Here is a 16,178-nt window from a genome sequence, read left to right as displayed (position 1 = left end):
TCGACAGGCTCAGCGACCCACATCTGGGTCCCTGAGCCTGTCGAAGGGCCCCTCACCAGAAAGGACGCCTCATGCTCCAAGGCGCCATCGCCGGTCTGGCCGCCGGCGGCCTCTACGCCGTCCTCGGCGTCTGCCTCACCCTCATGTCGCGCCTCGTGCGCGTGGTGAACTTCGCCCAGGCCGCGACCGGCATGTTCGGGGCCTTCACCGCCGTGTGGTTCGTCCGCGAGATCGGGCTGCCCATCTGGCTGGGCTCGGTCCTCGGCGTCCTCGTCGCGGGCGTGCTCGCCGCGGCCATCGGGTTCATCGCCGCGACCTGGCTGTCGGAGGCCTCGACGACGACCCGCTCGGCCATGACGGTCGGCCCGCTCCTGCTGCTCATCTCGCTGTCGTTCATCCTGTTCGGCAACAAGCCGCAGCCGTTCACCCCGATCATCGCCGGCCCCGCGTTCTCCTTCGGCGGCGTGGTGATCAGCCAGGTCACCGTCGCGACGGTGGCGATGGCCGTCGTCACCGCCGTCGCCGTCCGCATCGTGCTGCGCCGCACCCGGGTCGGCACCCAGCTGCGCGCGCTGTCGGAGCGGCCGACCACGGCGGAGCTGCTCGGCATCCGCTCCCGGCCGCTGTCGATCGCCGTCTGGTTCGTCACCGGGATCATCAGCGCCATCGCGATCATCATCGTCGCGCCCTCGCAGTCGAACGACGCCACGAGCCTGTCCATGCTCATCGTCCCCGCTGCGGCGGCCGCGCTCCTGGGCGGTTTCCGCCGCCTCGACCTCGCCGTCGTCGGCGGGCTGCTCCTCGGCGTCCTCGGCGGACTCGTCGCGCAGATCGACGAAGTGGCGCTCGTGCGCAACTTCCTGCCGTTCCTGTTCATCGTCGTCCTGCTGCTGTGGACGCAACGCAAGGAGGTGTGGGATGCCGCTCGCTGACCGCCCCTGGTTTCGGATCACCTGGCCGTTCGCCGTCGCCGTCGTCGGCATCGGCGTGGGCGCGCTCCTCAGCGCCGCCCTTCCCGGCTACTTCGTCTTCCTCGCGATCAGCGCCGTCACGGCCGCGATCGCGATCCTCGGCCTCGGCATCGTCACCGGCTCGGCCGGCATGATCGCCCTCTGCCAGCTCACGTTCGCTGCGGTCGGGGCGTGGATCGTCTCGCTGCTGAACGTGATGCAGGCGCCGGGCGGCTTCCTCGTCTGGCTCGTGCTCGGCGGTGTCGCGGCCGGTCTCGTCGGCATCCTCGTCGGGCTCCCCGCCCTGCGGCTGCGCGGGGTGAACCTCGCGGTGGTGACGCTCGGCTTCGCGGCGGCGGCCGACGTCACGCTCGTGCAGATCCAGTTCCCCGGCTCCGCGGACGGCATCGCGATCGAGCGGCCGGCGCTGTTCGGGAGCGACCGGGAGTTCTTCTTCCTCTCCGTCGTCGTGCTCGCCGTCTGCGGCCTAGCGGTGTTCTTCCTGCAGCGCGGACGGTGGGGCGCGAGCTGGAAGGCCGTCGCCTTCTCCGAGCGGGGCACGGCCGCGGCCGGGCAGAGCGTGCGCACCGCGAAGCTCACGGCGTTCGCGGTGTCGGCGGCCCTCGGCGGCATCTCCGGCGGCCTGCTCGCCGGTCAGGTGCAGCTCCCCTTCGCCTCGAGCTTCACACCGCTGCAGTCCCTCGCCCTGTACGTGCTGGCGATCATGTCCGGCGCGCACCTCATCGATATGGCCATCTTCGGCGGACTGCTCTGGGTGCTCGTGCCGGAGCTGCTCAAGCGCTGGGGCGTGCCGCAGGACTGGGGCTTCGTCGTGTTCGGCGTACTGGGGGTGCAGGCGCTCACGAGCGGCACGAACCTCGGCCAGGGCATCCGCAACCTCCTGTACCGGCGGGCCGACCGGCGCACGGCCAGCGCGGAACTCACCGCGCTCCCGCCGGACGCGGGAACCGATGCGACGGCGATCACCACGACCACGACGGCCACCGTCGACGAGGCGGCCCTCGACGGCGCCCCGGTGCTCACGGTCGACGGCCTGACCGTGCAGTTCGGGGCGCTCAAGGCCCTCGACGACGTCTCGTTCACTGTGCCCGCCGCCTCGATCATGGGGCTCATCGGTCCGAACGGCGCCGGGAAGTCGACCTTCGTCGACGCCATCAGCGGCTTCCTCCCCCAGCACGAGGGCCGCGTGCTCCTCGGCGACCGCGACCTCGCCGGGCTCTCCCCCACCCGGCGTGCGCGACTCGGACTGCGACGGACCTTCCAGCAGGACCGCGTCCCTCCGGCGCTGACCGTGGGTGGCTACGTGCGCTTCGTGGCCAGACGGCGGCTCGCCGCGGCGGACATCGACGAGGTCCTCGCGTTCTTCGGGTGCCCGCCGGCCCGGGCGCGCCTCTCGAGCGTCGACGTCGGCACCCGGCGGCTCGTGGAGGTCGCGGCGAACGTCGCCGCCCGCCCACGCCTGCTCATCCTCGACGAGCCCGCCGCCGGCCTCTCGCACGAGGAGCATCTGGCGCTCGCGGCTCGCCTGCGCGAGCTCCCGGGGCGCTACGGCGTGGCCCTCATCATCATCGAGCACGATCTCGACCTCGTCCGCTCGGTGTGCCCGACCCTCACGGTCCTCGACTTCGGCCGCGTCCTGGCGAGCGGCCCGCAGGCGGAGGTCCTCGCGAACCCCGACGTCGTCAAGGCGTACATGGGAGAGACGGAGCTGCTGAAATGAGCGCACTGGTGCTCGACGGCGTCACGGTGAGCCGCGGCGCCGGGCCTGTCATCTCGGACGTCTCGCTGCGGGTCGCCGGCGGCGAGGTCCTGGCCCTGGTCGGCCCCAACGGGGCGGGCAAGACGAGCCTGATCGAGGCCGTGTCCGGCGTGACGCCGCACTCGGCGGGGTCGATCCTGCTGGACGGGGAGCCGATCGACCGGCTCTCCCGCGTGGCGCGGGCCCGGCGCGGCATCGTGCACATCGAACAGGGGCGCGCCGTGTTCCCGTCGCTGACCGTGCGCGAGAACCTCTCCCTCACGGCACGCACCGCCGGCGAGATCGAGGCCGTGCTCGCGCAGTTCCCGGAGCTGGAGAAGCGCATCGACTCCCCCACGGCACTGCTGTCGGGTGGGGAGCAGCAGATGGTGGTGCTGGCGCGGGCGTTCGCGGCGAAGCCCCGGGTGCTGCTCATCGACGAGATGTCCCTGGGTCTCGCGCCGGTGGTGTTCCTGCGCCTGATGCCGATCGTGTCCTCGATCGCGGAGTCCGGGGTGGCGGTGCTGCTGGTGGAGCAGTTCACGCAGCTCGCACTCGGTCTCGCGCAGGAGGCGGTGGTCGTCGCCGGCGGCCGCGTGTCGTTCCAGGGTGCGCCGCAGGCCCTCCAAGACGACCCCGCCCTCCTCCACCGCGCCTACCTCGGGGGCTGACTCCCCGTCGACCCACCCCGTTGCGTTCCTCCCGGCCCCTTGCGCGCGTTCGCAGGGGGCCGGGGCACGCGAAAGGGGGTGGGTCGACGGCGTGGGGGTTAGCCTGAGGGAGTGACTGAGATCCTCCACGCCCGCGCCGCCCTCCTCGACATGGACGGGACCCTTGTCGACTCGACCGCCGTCGTGGAGCGCCTCTGGCTCGCCTGGGCGGAGCCGCACGGGATCGACCCGGAGACCGTGCTCCGCACCGTCCACGGGCGTCAGGGGCACCAGAGCATGGCGATCCTGCTCCCCGAGCGCGACCACGCGATCAACCTCCGCGAGAACGAGGTCATGCTCGCCACCGAGGCCTCCGACGTGGACGGTGTGATCGGCATCCCGGGCGCCGAAGAGCTGCTCGCCGCGCTGCAGCCGTTCCCGCACGCAGTGGTCACCTCGGCCAACGTCGCCCTCATGACCGCACGGATGGGCCAGGCCGGGCTCACGGTCCCCGAGCTCGCTGTCACGGCGGAGAACGTCTCGGCCTCGAAGCCCGATCCGGAGGGCTTCCTCCTCGCCGCCCGCACCCTCGGCATCGACCCCGCGGACTGCGTCGTGTTCGAGGACTCCGGCGCCGGCATCCAGGCCGCCCACGCGGCAGGCATGCGCGTGATCGGCATCGGTCCGCACGCCGGCGCCCACGCCCCGACCGCACACGTCGACGACCTCACGCAGGTGGCGGTCGTCGCGACCGACGACGGCTTCGAGCTCCGGATCGACTGACGCCGGGCCCGGGACGGCAGCCCGGCCCTGACCCTGCGCTACATCCCGGCGTGGTCGAAGGCGATGGTCGGCACGTCGACCACGTGGGACCCGCCGTCCGCCACGATCACGGCGCCGGTGACGTACGACGACTCCCCCGACCCGAGGAACCGCACGACGGAGGCGATCTCGGCGGGCCGCGCCGGGCGGCGCAGCGGCACGTCGGCGGTGACCGTGGCGTAGCCCTCCTCCCGGGAGCCGAGGCCCGCGTGCGCGGCGAACTCGTCCATCTCCTCGTCGGCCATGGGCGTCTGCACCCACCCGGGGCAGATCGCGTTCACGCGCACGCCGTGGCGACCGTAGTCGCGCGCGAGCGTGCGGGTGAGACCGATCAGGGCGTGCTTGCCGACCGTGTACCCGGCCACCGACGGTCCCGCGAAGAGCCCGGCCAGCGATGAGACGACCACCACCTGCCCCTTGGCTTCGATCAGCGCCGGCAGCGCCTCCCGCGCCATCACGAACGCGGTGGTGAGGTTGGCGCGGATCGCGGCGTCCCAGCTCGCGTCGTCGGTCTCGGCGACCGGGGAGAAGCCGTGTCCCCCGGCGTTCGCGACGAGCACGTCGATGCGGCCGAACCGCGCGAGGATCTCGGCGATGGCGGCCTGCGCCGACGCGGTGTCCGCCGCGTCCGCGACGACGGGGAAGGCCCCGACGGCCCGCTCCACCTCGTGCAGCGGCTCGGGGCGGCGGCCCACCACGACGACGTGCGCTCCTTCGGCCGCGAACCGTTCCGCGACCGCCGCGCCGATGCCCGTGCCTCCTCCGGTGATGACGACGACACGTCCGGAGACGCTCGATCCGACCACGGTTGCCATGTGTGCTCCTGTGTGTTCTGCGCGCGTGCGCGGTGGGGCCGGACGCGGTCGCGTCAGGCGGGGAATCCCGACCGGGCGGTGTACCCGAAGTCGCTGAGGAGGGTGGTGCCGTTGACCGCCCGGCTCCGCGAGGAGAGGAGGTAGGCGACGTGCGCGGCGACCTCGTCGGCGCTCTGCACGGGGAAGGCGGGCTCGTCGAACGCCGCAGCGCCGAGGTCGCCCCGGCTCATCGGGGTGTCGACGATGGACGGTGACACCGCGTTCACCCGCACCCCGGTGCCGGCGAGGTCGACCGACAGCGCCCGCCCGAACTGGACGAGCGCGGCCTTCGACGCGGCGTAGGGGGCCATGCCCGGGGAGGCCACGACAGCCGAGTCGCTCGCGAGCAGCACGACGGATCCGGCGGCGGACTCCCGGAGCGCCGGGACCGCGTGCTTGAGCACGAGGAACGCGCCGGTGACGTTCACGGCGAGGACGCGGTTCCACGCCTCCAGGGGGATCTCCTCGATCGGCGTCCCGACCGGGCCGGAGATCCCGGCGCAGCAGACCACCGCGTCGAGACCGCCCAGCGCGCGGACACCCGAGCCGACGGCGACAGCCACCTGCTGTTCGTCCGTGACGTCGGCGGCGAGCAGCACCGGATCGATGCCGGCCTCCCCCGCCGCGTCCCGGAGCGCGGCGGCGTCCCGGTCGAGCAGCGCGACCCGCACCCCCTCGGCGGCGAGCGCCCGGGCGACGGCACGACCGATGCCGGAGGCAGCCCCCGTGACGAGGGCCGTCGTGCCGTCGAGCTGCAGGTCCATCGCATCCTCCGACCGCGGCCCGGCGCCGCGCGGCGCCGACGAGACAGCGGTGTCGTCCCGGTCATCCTGCTCCGCGGTGCGGAGGGCCCGCACGCTCGACGCCGGGGTGTGCGCGGTGGCACCATCGTCCTTCGCTCACGGTCAAGCGTCGGAACGGGGCGGCGAGCAGACTCGCTCTATCGACGATTCCCCTCGTCGTCGATGCCGTGTCCACACGGCCGTCACCCGAGCAAAGGAGCCGACGTGGCAGAGCAGACCTCCGCACCCACGACGCCGCACCACACCTCCCTCCGCCCCGGCGCCCTCGGTGTCGCGGGCATCGTCTTCCTCGTCCTGGCCGCGGTCGCGCCGCTGACCGGGATCGTCGTCGTCGCCTCCCTCGCCATCGCGCTGGGCAACGGCGGCGGCACGCCGATGTCGTTCTTCCTCGTCGCGGCCATCCTGCTGCTGTTCGCGATCGGCTACGCCCAGATGTCGAAGCAGCTCGTGAACGCCGGAGGCTTCTACGCCTTCGTCGTGAAGGGCCTCGGCCGCACCGGCGGACTCGTCGCGGGCCTCATCGCGACGCTCGGCTACAACTTCTTCGTGGTCGGCACGATCGGCACCAGCGGCTTCTTCATGCAGACGATCATCCGCGACCTCACCGGGCTCGACGTGCACTGGCTCGTCTGGGGCCTGCTGTCGATCGTCGTGTGCTTCGTGCTCGCCCGGATCGGCGTCGACTTCAGCTCGAAGGTGCTCGGGGTGTGCCTCGTGCTCGAGGTGCTCATGCTCGTCGTGTTCGACATCTCGGTGCTCGTGCAGACCGGCTACGACATCGCCGCGTTCAGCCCGGAGGCCGTGTTCTCCGGCTCGCTGCCCATCGGCCTGCTGCTCGCGGCGACCGGCTTCCTCGGGTTCGAGGCCACCGCGCTCTTCAGCGAGGAGGCCAAGCAGCCGCTGCGCACGATCCCGCGGGCGACCTACACCTCGATCATCGCGATCGGCGTGATCCTCGGCGTCACGACCTGGGCCGTGGTGAGCGCGACCGGCGTCGCGCAGGCCCAGGCCACGGCGCTGGAGCACCTGCCCACGGGCGACCTCATCTTCTCGCTCTCGCAGCAGTACCTGGGCGGACCGCTCACGACCGTGATGATGGTGCTGCTCCTGGTGAGCCTGTTCGCGGCGATGCTCGCCTTCCACAACTCCGCCACCCGCTACCTGTACTCGCTGGGCCGCGCGAAGATCCTCCCGCAGGCCCTCGCCCGCACCCGCGCGAACGGCGCCCCGCAGCTCGCGGGCATCGTGCAGGCGGGCTTCGCGGCGATCGTGGCGATCCTGTTCGCCCTCGCCGGCGCCGATCCCATCGTCACGCTCGTGCCCGCGATGCTCGGCTTCGGCACCCTCAGCGTGCTGATCCTGCAGGGACTCGCGGCGATCTCGATCGTCGTGTACTTCCGGCGCCGGAACGACCCGCGGTGGTGGAGCACCTTCATCGCTCCGGGCATCGGCTTCCTCGGCATCGCGGCCATCTCGATCCTGGCGATCGTGAACTTCAACATCGTGGCCGGCTCCGAGGAGCTCGCGATCCGCCTGATGCCGCTCCTGCTCGTGCTCGCGCTGATCGGCGGCATCGTCTACGCCGCGTACCTCCGCCGTGCCAAGCCCGCCGTCTACGACGGCCTCGCCACCGATCTGGAGCGGTTCAGCGACCGCTGACGCCCGCGCCGACCCCGTTCTCCGAAGGAAGGAAACCCCATGACGACCCTCAACCCCGCCGACACCTCCACCTGGCTGCCGCTGGAAGGGCTCGCCCCCGGCTTCGACGCCAACAAGGCCCCGCACAGCACCGCCCTGAGCGGTCGTGAGGTCGCCGTCGTCGACGCCCGCGGCACCCGCATCGTCCACCGCTTCGACAACTCGACGGTGGCCTGGGAGTACCAGCCCGGCGCCGAGGACCCGACCGAGGCGGCGTCCGACACCGACGACTACGAGGCGTTCGAGGTCGACGACGAGCTCTACTTCGTGCAGTTCCACCACCGCTACCTCCCGAACGAGGCCGTCTCGCTCGTGCTCGACCTGCGGCACGGACGCTCCCTCGCGGTGATCTCCGAGATCCTCCCCGCGCCCGAGCAGGGCCGCACCCGGGTGCAGCACCACTTCGCCCCCGGCACCATCGAGGGCGCCGACGTCACCGGCACCGAGGCCGCCCCCGCGACCACGCTCATCGGGCGCCGCGTGGAGTGGGTCTACAGCGAGGAGCACGCCTACGAGCACGTGTACCTCTCCCCGCGCTGGTACTCGTGGCAGTGCCTGGCGGGTCCGGAGCGCGGGCTCGCCGACACCGACGAGAACAGCGTGTGGGAGGTGCGCCCCGGGATCTACATCTTCGCGTGGCGCGAGAAGGTGATCCCGTGCGCCTCGGTCACGATCGCCGACCACCGAGACGTGAACGCGATCCGCTCCCACGGCGTGCTGTTCGGTCTGGACGAGACGGGCGAGGTGCCGACGCACTTCACGTTCGGCGCGCACGGCCGCCTGCTGTCGACCACCCACCACACGCCCGCGCTCGAGCCCGCGACCTTCGGAGACGCCTGACATGACCGACGTCGCCGACCTCCTCGTCACCGGCTCCGTGATCCGCACGTCCGACCGCGCCCGTCCGCGCGCCGAGGCCTTCACGGTGCGCGACGGACGGATCCTCGCCGTCGGCGACCGCGCCGACGTGGAGGCGTTCCGGGGCCGCCGCACGCGGGTCGTCGAGGTCGGCGACGCGGCCGTCTACCCCGGCTTCGTGGACGTGCACAACCACCACGCGCTCGCCGGACGGACCGAGCTCTTCGAACTGTCGCTCGCCCCGTCCCTCACGCTCGACGAGATCCTCGACCGGGTGCGGGAGAAGGCGCAGGCGCTGCCCGAGGACGCGTGGATCGTCGGCGGCGCCGTGGCCACGACCCTGCTGCCGACCCTCGCGAACACCGCCACGCGGCGCCGGCTGGACGAGGCGGCGGGCGGACGGCCGGTGGCGCTCATGGAGGACTCCCGCCACAACCGCTGGGCCAGCACCCGGGCCCTGGAGCTCGCCGGCATCACGGCGGACAGCATCCCGACCTCCGGGGTCACGCTGCTCGACCCCGACGACGGCACGCCCACCGGCGTGCTCCTGGAGGCCGCGGGCATCCCGGTGCAGGAGGCGTACGACCGCAGCGGCGGACTCACCCCGGAGCAGCATGCCGCCGCGTCGCGCCGCGGCATCGAGCTGCTGAACTCGTTCGGGATCACGGCGTTCCAGGACGCGGGGGTCTCCGTCGACATCCTCGGCGCGCTCGCCGGGCTCGACCGCGCCGACGAGCTGCATGCCTGGGTCGTCTCCTCGCTCCTCATCAACGACGAGATCTTCGGGTTCGACCCCATCGGCGCTCCCCTCCTCGACCGGGGCGAGGAGTTCCGCACGCCGCACCATCGCCCGGACTTCGTGAAGATCTTCCTCGACGGTGTGCCGCCCGCTCGCACCGCCTCCTTCCTCGACCCGTATCCGGCGGATCCGGTGCACGGGGCACACTTCCACGGCGAGACGACCATGACCCTCGACGAGCTCACCGACTGGCTCCGGGCCGTCGCCGCCCGCGGTCTCGGGGCCAAGGTGCACTGCACCGGCGACGGGTCGGCACGCCTCGTGCTCGACGCCGCCGAGCGCCTGCGCGCGGAGGGCCTCACGACGCCGCTGCAGATCGCGCACGGGCAGTTCCTCGCGGAGAGCGACATCCCCCGGCTCGCGGCCCTCGACGTCTCCGCCGACATCTCCCCGTTCATCTGGTACCCGGGCGTCATCCCCCAGGCGCTGGCGGACGTGCTGGGAGAGCGTGCCGAGCACTCCCAGCCCAACCGTGCCCTCCTCGACGCCGGAGCTCTCGTGGCCGGCGGCTCGGACTGGCCGGTGAGCGAGTCGCCGAACACGCTCGAGGGCCTGCAGGGGCTGGTGACACGGGCCGATCCGCTCGGCCGCGCCGCAGGCACGCTGTGGCCGGAGCAGGCGATCTCGGCCGAGGAGGCGCTGGAGGTCTTCACGATCAACGCCGCGACGGCGATGGGGCTCGGCGCGGAGACCGGTTCCCTGACCCCCGGCAAGTCCGCCGACTTCGTGATCCTGGAACGGGATGCGATCGGCGGACCGGCGGAGGAGATCGTGCACACCGAGGTCGTCTCGACGTGGTTCGCCGGGCGCGCGGTGCACGAGCGCTGAGCGCGCCACGCCGTACGATGGGCGCATGCGCCGCTTCCCCGCCTCCGTCTACCGGGTCGGGGACGAGCCCGATCCCCGCTTCTCCCTCGCCAACGAGCGCACGTTCCTGGCCTGGACCCGGACCGGCCTGGCCCTGATCGCGGGTGGCGTCGCGCTCGAGGTCCTCGGCCTCGACCTGCACCCCGGCTTCCGGCTGGCCGCCTCGCTGCTGCTGATGATCGCCGGCACGGCCGTGGCACCGCTCGCCTGGTTCGAGTGGATGCGGGCCGAACGCGCCCTCCGGCAGGGACGGCCCCTGCCGGGCGCGCTGTCGGCGGTGGTGCTCGCCGTGGTCGTCGTGACGACGGGGCTGCTCGTCCTCGCCGGGGTGCTGTGGCGCTGACGGAGCCCTGCCGATGACCGCCCCCGATACTCCGGTGCCCGACACCTCGGCGCCCGATCTGTACGATCCCGGGCTGCAGCCGGAGCGGACGGAGCTGGCCTGGCGGCGCACGGCCCTCGCGATCGCGGTCGGCTCGCTGCTGTCGCTGCGGGTGTTCCCCCTGGTGCTGCCGACCGGCGCCGAGGGGTGGGGCCTCGTCCCGGGCGTGCTGGGCGTCGGCACGGCGGCGCTGCTCTGGATCGCCGCGCGCCGTCGGCAGCGCCGGACGACCGCGGTGCTCACCGCCCGGGCGCGCGGGCCGCTGCCCGGCGGCGCACTCCCGCTCGCGCTGACGGTGTTCGCGACCGGCTTCGGTCTCGTCGCCCTCGCGCTCGTGGCCGTGACGCTGCTCACGCGCTGACACGCAGGAGCGCGGGGCGAACGCGACAGATGCCGTGAACGCCCCGCGTCCCCTTGCCGCCCTCCCTCAGTCCGCGAGGAGGAACCGCGCGCCGCGTTCGCCGATCATGGCCGCGGGCGCGTTGGTGTTGCCGGTGGGCACGGTCGGCATGACCGAGGCGTCGATCACTCGGAGCCCCTCGATCCCGCGCACCCGGAGCTGCGGATCGACCACGGACTCCGGGTCGGAGCCCATGCGACAGGTGCCGACCTGGTGGTGATAGGTGATGGCGGTGCGGCGCACCCACTCCTCCACGTCGTCGTCCGCCACGTCCGGCCCGGGGTAGACCTCGACCGCTCCCCACTCCTCGGCGAGCGCGGGCTGCCTGCCGATACGGCGGCACTGGCGCACGGAGGCCGCGAGGGCGTCGGCGTCTCGCTGATCCTCCAGCGCTGCCAGGTCGATGTGCGGCAGGTCGTCGAGGCCGGGACCGGCGAGGCGCAGCTCGCCGCGGCTGTACGGCGTCACCAGGCCCGCCATGAGCGTGAACCCGTCGGTGCCCTTCGGCTCGAGCTCTCCCCACATCGGGACGGAGAAGTGGATGGGCTGCGTGTCCGGCTGCGCGAGGCCGTCGCGGCTGCGCCAGAACAGGTGGCTCTGCGTGACGGAGACCCCCGGCTGCGGCGGGCCGACGGGCTTCTTCTCCGTCGCGAAGATCACCGGCGACAGGAGGTGGTCGTGCAGGTTCTTGCCGACAGCGGGGGCGTCGTGCACGACGGGGATGCCGAGGGCACTCAGCTCAGCGGCGGGACCGATGCCCGAGCGCAACAAGATGACAGGAGTGCCGAGTGCTCCCGCCGAGAGGATGACCTGGTCCGCGAAGACCTCCTCGGCGTCGTCGCCCTCCCCCAGCCGGATGCCGACCGCACGACCGGCGCGCACGATCACGGAGTGGACGGCGCGACCGGTGAGGATCGTCATCCGGTCGGCGACGGGCTGCGCATAGGCGGTCCAGGTGTTGACGCGGCGGCCGTCCGTGATCGTGACCTGCTCCTGCGAGACCCCGTCGAGCGTGCCCCCGTTGTAGTTCGGGTTGCGCGGCAGCCCCTCCTCGACGGCGGCGTCGATGATCGAAGCCTGGATGGGTGCGAGCGCGTAGTCGTCGGTCACGGGCAGCAGGTCGTTCTCGATCGCGTCGTAGATCGGCTCGACCTCGGCCCAGCCCCATCCGGTCGCGCCGGCCGCCTCCCACGCGTCGTAGTCGGAGGCCGCGCCGCGCACCCAGATCATGGCGTTCAGCGCGTGAGACCCACCAGTGACCTTGCCGCGAGGAAGATGCAGCCGACGACCGGCCGCGTGCGGCTGCGGCACGGTGAAGAAGTCCCAGTCCTCGGCAGAGTGCCAGAGCTCGCCCGCCCGCGAGGGGTCGTGGATGGCCGGGTTCGTGTCATAGCCACCCGCCTCGACGAGCGTCACCGCGACACCGGCGTCGGTGAGACGCCGCGCGACGATGGCTCCCGACGTGCCGGCACCGACGACGATGGCGGAGCGCACCGCGCCGTTGTTCGCCGCGGTCACGCTCACGCCTTCCGGCCGGGTCCGGAGACGACCTGGGTGACGGCGACGGACTTGAGCCCCTCGACGCCGAACTCCAGCCCGTAGCCCGAGCTCTTCACGCCGCCGAACGGCACCATCGGGTGCAGCCCGCCGTGCGAGTTGATCCACACCGTGCCGGACTGCATGCGCGCGGCGACGGCGCGGGCCTCCTCCGGGTCGCTCGCCCACACCGAGGCGCCGAGGCCCACGTCGAGCGCGTTCGCGAGCGCGAAGGCCTCGTCGACGTCGCTGTAGCGAATGACGGGAAGCGCGGGACCGAACTGCTCCTCCTGCACGAGTGCCGCGTCGTTGTCGATGTCGGCGACGATGGTGGGCCGGTAGAACAGCTCGCCGAGCTCGGTGGCCGGCTCGCCACCCGTGACGATCCGGGCGCCGCGGCTCCGCGCATCGTCGACGAGGCGACGGACGATGTCGAACTGCGGGCGGTTCTGCAGCGGTCCGAGCACGTTGCCCTCGTCGAGCCCGTTGCCCATCGGCACCTGCGCGGCGATCGCGGCGAGCGCGTCCACGACCTCGTCGTACACGGAGTCGTGCACGTAGAGGCGCTTCATGGCGGCGCAGGTCTGTCCGGTGTTGATGAACGCACCCCAGAAGAGGTCTTCCGCGATCGCGGAGGGATCGGTGCCGGGGAGCACGATGCCCGCGTCGTTGCCGCCCAACTCCAGCGTGAGGCGGGCGAGGTTGCCCGCGGAGCTCTCGATGATGCGGCGCCCGGTCGCGGTGGAGCCAGTGAACATGATCTTGGCGATGTCGGGGTGCGAGGCGAGGCGGGCGCCCACCTCGCGGTCGCCGGAGACGCCGATGAGGACGTCGGCGGGCAGCACATCGTTCATCACCGCGAGCATCGCCAGCACGCTCAGCGGGGTGTACTCGCTGGGCTTCGCGACGACCGTGTTGCCCATGCGCAGCGACGGACCGATCTGCCAGATCGTGATCATGAGCGGCCAGTTCCACGGCCCGATGGCGCCGACCACACCGGCCGCCTTATAGACGAGCTCGGCGTGCAGCGTCTCGTCGTCGACGAGCACCTGCGGCTCCAGGACGGTCGTGGCGTTGGTGCGCAGCCAGGCCGAGCAGGCGCCGAGCTCGAACCGCGCGTTGGGGCCGTTCAGCGGCTTCCCCTGCTCCCGCGACAGGAGGTAGGCGAGCCCCTCGGCGTTCGCGTCGATCGCGTCGGCCGCGGCCAGGAGGAGTGCGCTCCGCTTCTCGTGCCCGAGCGCCTCCCACGCGGGCTGCGCGGCCTTCGCGCGGGCGATGGCGTCGTCGAGGTCGGAGACGGTGGCCACGGGCGCGCGTCCGATGACCTCCCGCGTCGCGGCGTCGGGGATCTCGCGCCCCTCGCCCTGCGGGGCCTGGATGCGGTCGAGCAGCGCCGCAGCGGCGGACGCCGCGGCATCGGCGGATCCGGAGTCGACGGCTACGGGAACGGCGGAATCGGACATCGGTGTCTCTCCTTCGAGCGGGTCACGGCGCGGACGCCGGTCTTCTTCTCATTCTCGGTCGGCCCTTGCCGCCGCACTTGTCGCGGAGCGCGCCGGAGATGTCCCCGCGCGAAGGATGCGCTCCCGAGCCGGTCCCGCGTGAGCGAATCGGGCCCCCGTCCGGTGGGTGGAGCCGGGAGGCGCCGGGCGCGGCGTGCGCCATCGTCGCCTCGGATCCCACCACGCCGGCCCTCGCACCTGCGGCACTCCCTCTCGCATGCGGATCTGCCACCCCGAGGTGTCCAGGGTGCGGTGATGGTGCCAGCACAGCGCGACCCCGTTGTCGGTGTGCGTCGGACCCCCGTGCGCGTGCTCCGTGACGTGGTGGATCTCGCACCAGGCCGCGGGGACGTGACACCCGGGGATCAGGCACTCGCCGTCCCGCACGCCGATCGCCCGGCGCTGCGCGGGGGTGAAGATCCGGTCGCTCGACTCGAGCCCGACGATCCTCCCGCCGGCCCCCAGCACGACCCGCTGGACCGTCCCTCCGCACGCCGTGTGCGCAGCGACCCGCGTCGACACCGGCGTCTCGACGCCCTCGACCCGCGCCCAGCCGCGCCCGGTGGCATAGTCCTGGGCGCCGACCGTGACCACGAGTGTCGGGGCGGCGCCGCCCAGCCGCGGCATGTCGTCGTGCCGTGCCGCGATCCCCAGAGCCGCCGCGAGCGCGTCGTGCTGCTTCTGTGCCCGCGTGCGCCCGTCGACCATGCCGCCGGGGTCGCCGGCCGGGAGCACATCGTCGTCCGGGGACACCGCCGTGTCCCGCTGCTCGGCATCCGCGAGTTCCGCGGACGGGACGAAGTGCACACCGGGAAGCGGCGGACCATCGACCTTCGGGTTCAGGTAGGCGTCCCAGATCCGCTGCAGCTGCCCCGCGACCTCGGGCAGCAGTGCGCCCCGGACCGGGATCACGCCGTCCTTGGCGCGCCCCAGCACCACACCCCGTGCTCGCAGCGCGATGTCTTCCGCAGGCTCCGCGCCGTCGGGGTCGAGGTACTGCACGATCAGCTGCGCCCGCACCCGCAGCTCCTCGGGCGTCGGCGCCGGACCGGGCTCGTTCTGGGCGTCATCACTGTTCTCGGCGCCATCACTGTCGGCACCGTCGCAACTCTCCTCGCCACGAGCGACGTCCGCGAGATACGCGTCCGCCTCCCAGCGGTCGGCGAGGCGCACGCGAGGGCCGGCCTGCTCGATCGGCCCGGTCGCGGCCAAGAGCCCCGTCACGCCGATCGCCCCGTCGAGGAGGGCCTCGCGCAGCGCCGGCCACCGCGCCGGCAGCCACTCCCCGGAGGAGAGATCGACCTCGCGCCGCACCAACCGCGCGGCCTTCACCACCCGCGCGGCGGACGCGCCGTCGGTACGGAGCACCCTCTGCAGCAACTCGTTCATCGAGCGACAGCCGAACCGTCCGCAGAACGCCGGTTCCCCGGACCCCGCCGGACGCGGATCGGCGCTCGCGACCGTCTCCACGATCACCGCCTCCACACGGCGCTGGATCTCGCCCGCGAGCCGCAGCAGGTCCATCATCTCCCCGGCATCGAGAGCGCGCACGGCGCCGGACTGCAGCACGGCGTCGAGAGCGACGACCGTGTCGTCGAGAACCGCTGCCGGGGTGCCTTCCATACGACGATTCAACAGATGGCCACCGACATTGCGAGGCCCGATTACCCCTGTTCAGAGCGATATTCCAGCACGCGCGAAGGACTCCTCCTGCACACGAAGAGACCCGCGATCCCCCCTCCACACCACCGCACCCCAACGACCCCCGCCGCAGGAAACAAACGTCACACCCGGTCGAAGTCCTCGAAGATCAGGATCGTCCGGGTCGAGCGGATCGACGGGATCGCCTGGATGTCCTCCAGCACGATGCGGCGCAGGTCGCGGGCGTCGTTGGCGCGCACGAGCAGCAGCACGTCGAAGTCGCCGCCGACGAGCGCCATGTGCTCGATCTCCGGGATCGCCCGCAGCCGCGCGCTCACCTCCTGCCACGTGGCCTGCTCGATCGCGAGGGTCACGTACGCGCTCGCGTGATGCCCCAGCAGCACGGGGTCGGTGCGCACGGTGTACCCGGTGATCACCCCGGCGTCGGTGAGCCGCTTGATGCGGGCATGCGCCCCCGCGCGGGAGATGTGCACCGCCTCGGCGATCGCGGTCATGGACGCCCGCGCATCCCGCCGCAACTCCGCGAGGATCGCGCGATCCGTCTCGTCCAGCGCCGCCATGGCACCCCTCTCCCGTCCGGGAAATCCTGACATTTCGGAAGCCATTTTGGCACGTCGCGAGCAATCGTCCACGATC

The 16,178-nt window shown here is 72.5% G+C and carries 15 protein-coding genes; 9 read left to right on the top strand and 6 right to left on the bottom strand.

Annotated elements, in window-relative coordinates:
• Positions 1 to 71: 71 nt before the first annotated feature.
• The 4 genes from CJ226_RS02185 (at position 72) to CJ226_RS02170 (ending at position 4,142) form a co-directional block, all read left to right on the top strand.
• Positions 72 to 932 (top strand): branched-chain amino acid ABC transporter permease, encoded by an 861-nt coding sequence (locus tag CJ226_RS02185; protein WP_102208186.1) that lies wholly within the window; start codon positions 72 to 74, stop codon positions 930 to 932.
• Entirely contained in the window at positions 919 to 2,691 is a 1,773-nt protein-coding gene (locus CJ226_RS02180) for an ATP-binding cassette domain-containing protein (RefSeq protein ID WP_102208185.1), read from the top strand. The genes CJ226_RS02185 and CJ226_RS02180 overlap by 14 nt, the downstream gene beginning before the upstream one ends.
• Positions 2,688 to 3,380: an ABC transporter ATP-binding protein gene (locus CJ226_RS02175; RefSeq protein ID WP_025103863.1), complete on the top strand. Its 693-nt coding sequence runs from the start codon at positions 2,688 to 2,690 to the stop codon at positions 3,378 to 3,380. The genes CJ226_RS02180 and CJ226_RS02175 overlap by 4 nt, the downstream gene beginning before the upstream one ends.
• Before the next feature lie 111 nt (positions 3,381 to 3,491).
• Complete coding sequence (locus tag CJ226_RS02170; protein WP_102208184.1) at positions 3,492 to 4,142, top strand: HAD-IA family hydrolase; 651 nt, start codon at positions 3,492 to 3,494, stop codon at positions 4,140 to 4,142.
• Between the two features lie 38 nt (positions 4,143 to 4,180).
• Here the strand turns inward: CJ226_RS02170 and CJ226_RS02165 are convergent, their stop codons facing one another.
• Both CJ226_RS02165 and CJ226_RS02160 read right to left on the bottom strand, forming a co-directional pair.
• A complete protein-coding gene (locus tag CJ226_RS02165) occupies positions 4,181 to 4,996 on the bottom strand; it encodes an SDR family NAD(P)-dependent oxidoreductase (protein WP_102208183.1) in 816 nt (271 codons plus the stop codon).
• A 53-nt stretch (positions 4,997 to 5,049) separates the two neighbouring features.
• A complete protein-coding gene (locus CJ226_RS02160; RefSeq protein ID WP_102208403.1) occupies positions 5,050 to 5,799 on the bottom strand; it encodes an SDR family NAD(P)-dependent oxidoreductase in 750 nt (249 codons plus the stop codon).
• Between the two features lie 243 nt (positions 5,800 to 6,042).
• On the opposite strand from CJ226_RS02160, the gene CJ226_RS02155 reads away from it, so the two are divergent.
• Genes CJ226_RS02155 through CJ226_RS02135 form a run of 5 tightly spaced genes read left to right on the top strand, consistent with a single transcriptional unit; the run spans position 6,043 to position 10,803 of the window.
• Positions 6,043 to 7,497: an APC family permease gene (locus CJ226_RS02155; protein WP_102208182.1), complete on the top strand. Its 1,455-nt coding sequence runs from the start codon at positions 6,043 to 6,045 to the stop codon at positions 7,495 to 7,497.
• A 39-nt stretch (positions 7,498 to 7,536) separates the two neighbouring features.
• On the top strand, positions 7,537 to 8,376 hold the full coding sequence (locus CJ226_RS02150; RefSeq protein ID WP_062636018.1) for a molybdenum cofactor biosynthesis F family protein: 840 nt from the start codon (positions 7,537 to 7,539) through the stop codon (positions 8,374 to 8,376).
• A 1-nt stretch (position 8,377) separates the two neighbouring features.
• Entirely contained in the window at positions 8,378 to 10,021 is a 1,644-nt protein-coding gene (locus tag CJ226_RS02145) for an amidohydrolase (protein WP_102208181.1), read from the top strand.
• 25 nt (positions 10,022 to 10,046) lie between these two features.
• A complete protein-coding gene (locus tag CJ226_RS02140) occupies positions 10,047 to 10,403 on the top strand; it encodes a YidH family protein (protein WP_025103854.1) in 357 nt (118 codons plus the stop codon).
• Positions 10,404 to 10,416: 13 nt separating this feature from the next.
• Positions 10,417 to 10,803, top strand: coding sequence for a DUF202 domain-containing protein (locus tag CJ226_RS02135; RefSeq protein ID WP_102208180.1), 387 nt, complete (start codon positions 10,417 to 10,419; stop codon positions 10,801 to 10,803).
• Positions 10,804 to 10,869: 66 nt separating this feature from the next.
• Here the strand turns inward: CJ226_RS02135 and CJ226_RS02130 are convergent, their stop codons facing one another.
• The 4 genes from CJ226_RS02130 to CJ226_RS02115 all read right to left on the bottom strand — a co-directional run bounded on the left by CJ226_RS02130 (position 10,870) and on the right by CJ226_RS02115 (position 16,102).
• The gene (locus tag CJ226_RS02130) at positions 10,870 to 12,360 is read right to left on the bottom strand and encodes a GMC family oxidoreductase (RefSeq protein ID WP_102208179.1); all 1,491 of its coding nucleotides are present in this window, start codon (positions 12,358 to 12,360) and stop codon (positions 10,870 to 10,872) included.
• A 2-nt stretch (positions 12,361 to 12,362) separates the two neighbouring features.
• On the bottom strand, positions 12,363 to 13,841 hold the full coding sequence (locus CJ226_RS02125; protein ID WP_257996451.1) for an aldehyde dehydrogenase family protein: 1,479 nt from the start codon (positions 13,839 to 13,841) through the stop codon (positions 12,363 to 12,365).
• A 48-nt stretch (positions 13,842 to 13,889) separates the two neighbouring features.
• Positions 13,890 to 15,503 (bottom strand): HNH endonuclease signature motif containing protein, encoded by a 1,614-nt coding sequence (locus CJ226_RS02120; RefSeq protein ID WP_102208178.1) that lies wholly within the window; start codon positions 15,501 to 15,503, stop codon positions 13,890 to 13,892.
• A 161-nt stretch (positions 15,504 to 15,664) separates the two neighbouring features.
• Positions 15,665 to 16,102 carry an Lrp/AsnC family transcriptional regulator gene (locus CJ226_RS02115; protein ID WP_062636010.1) on the bottom strand — a complete coding sequence of 146 codons (438 nt, stop codon included), beginning with the start codon at positions 16,100 to 16,102 and terminating at the stop codon, positions 15,665 to 15,667.
• Positions 16,103 to 16,178: the final 76 nt, after the last annotated feature.

Source organism: Microbacterium sp. UMB0228 (genome assembly GCF_002871415.1).
Taxonomy (GTDB): Bacteria; Actinomycetota; Actinomycetes; order Actinomycetales; family Microbacteriaceae; genus Microbacterium.
The sequence above is the reverse complement of the archived record's forward strand: the minus strand, read 5'-3'. Positions and strand labels throughout refer to the sequence as shown.

What these genes read in the sequence shown, in the direction of transcription:
- CJ226_RS02185 (WP_102208186.1), top strand. Translation starts at nt 72, where the DNA reads ATGCTCCAAGGCGCCATCGCCGGTCTGGCCGCCGGCGGCCTCTACGCC.
- CJ226_RS02180 (WP_102208185.1), top strand. Translation starts at nt 919, where the DNA reads ATGCCGCTCGCTGACCGCCCCTGGTTTCGGATCACCTGGCCGTTCGCC.
- CJ226_RS02175 (WP_025103863.1), top strand. Translation starts at nt 2,688, where the DNA reads ATGAGCGCACTGGTGCTCGACGGCGTCACGGTGAGCCGCGGCGCCGGG.
- CJ226_RS02165 (WP_102208183.1), bottom strand. Translation starts at nt 4,996, where the DNA reads ATGGCAACCGTGGTCGGATCGAGCGTCTCCGGACGTGTCGTCGTCATC.
- CJ226_RS02160 (WP_102208403.1), bottom strand. Translation starts at nt 5,799, where the DNA reads ATGGACCTGCAGCTCGACGGCACGACGGCCCTCGTCACGGGGGCTGCC.
- CJ226_RS02150 (WP_062636018.1), top strand. Translation starts at nt 7,537, where the DNA reads ATGACGACCCTCAACCCCGCCGACACCTCCACCTGGCTGCCGCTGGAA.
- CJ226_RS02145 (WP_102208181.1), top strand. Translation starts at nt 8,378, where the DNA reads ATGACCGACGTCGCCGACCTCCTCGTCACCGGCTCCGTGATCCGCACG.
- CJ226_RS02140 (WP_025103854.1), top strand. Translation starts at nt 10,047, where the DNA reads ATGCGCCGCTTCCCCGCCTCCGTCTACCGGGTCGGGGACGAGCCCGAT.
- CJ226_RS02135 (WP_102208180.1), top strand. Translation starts at nt 10,417, where the DNA reads ATGACCGCCCCCGATACTCCGGTGCCCGACACCTCGGCGCCCGATCTG.
- CJ226_RS02125 (WP_257996451.1), bottom strand. Translation starts at nt 13,841, where the DNA reads ATGTCCGATTCCGCCGTTCCCGTAGCCGTCGACTCCGGATCCGCCGAT.
- CJ226_RS02120 (WP_102208178.1), bottom strand. Translation starts at nt 15,503, where the DNA reads ATGGAAGGCACCCCGGCAGCGGTTCTCGACGACACGGTCGTCGCTCTC.
- CJ226_RS02115 (WP_062636010.1), bottom strand. Translation starts at nt 16,102, where the DNA reads ATGGCGGCGCTGGACGAGACGGATCGCGCGATCCTCGCGGAGTTGCGG.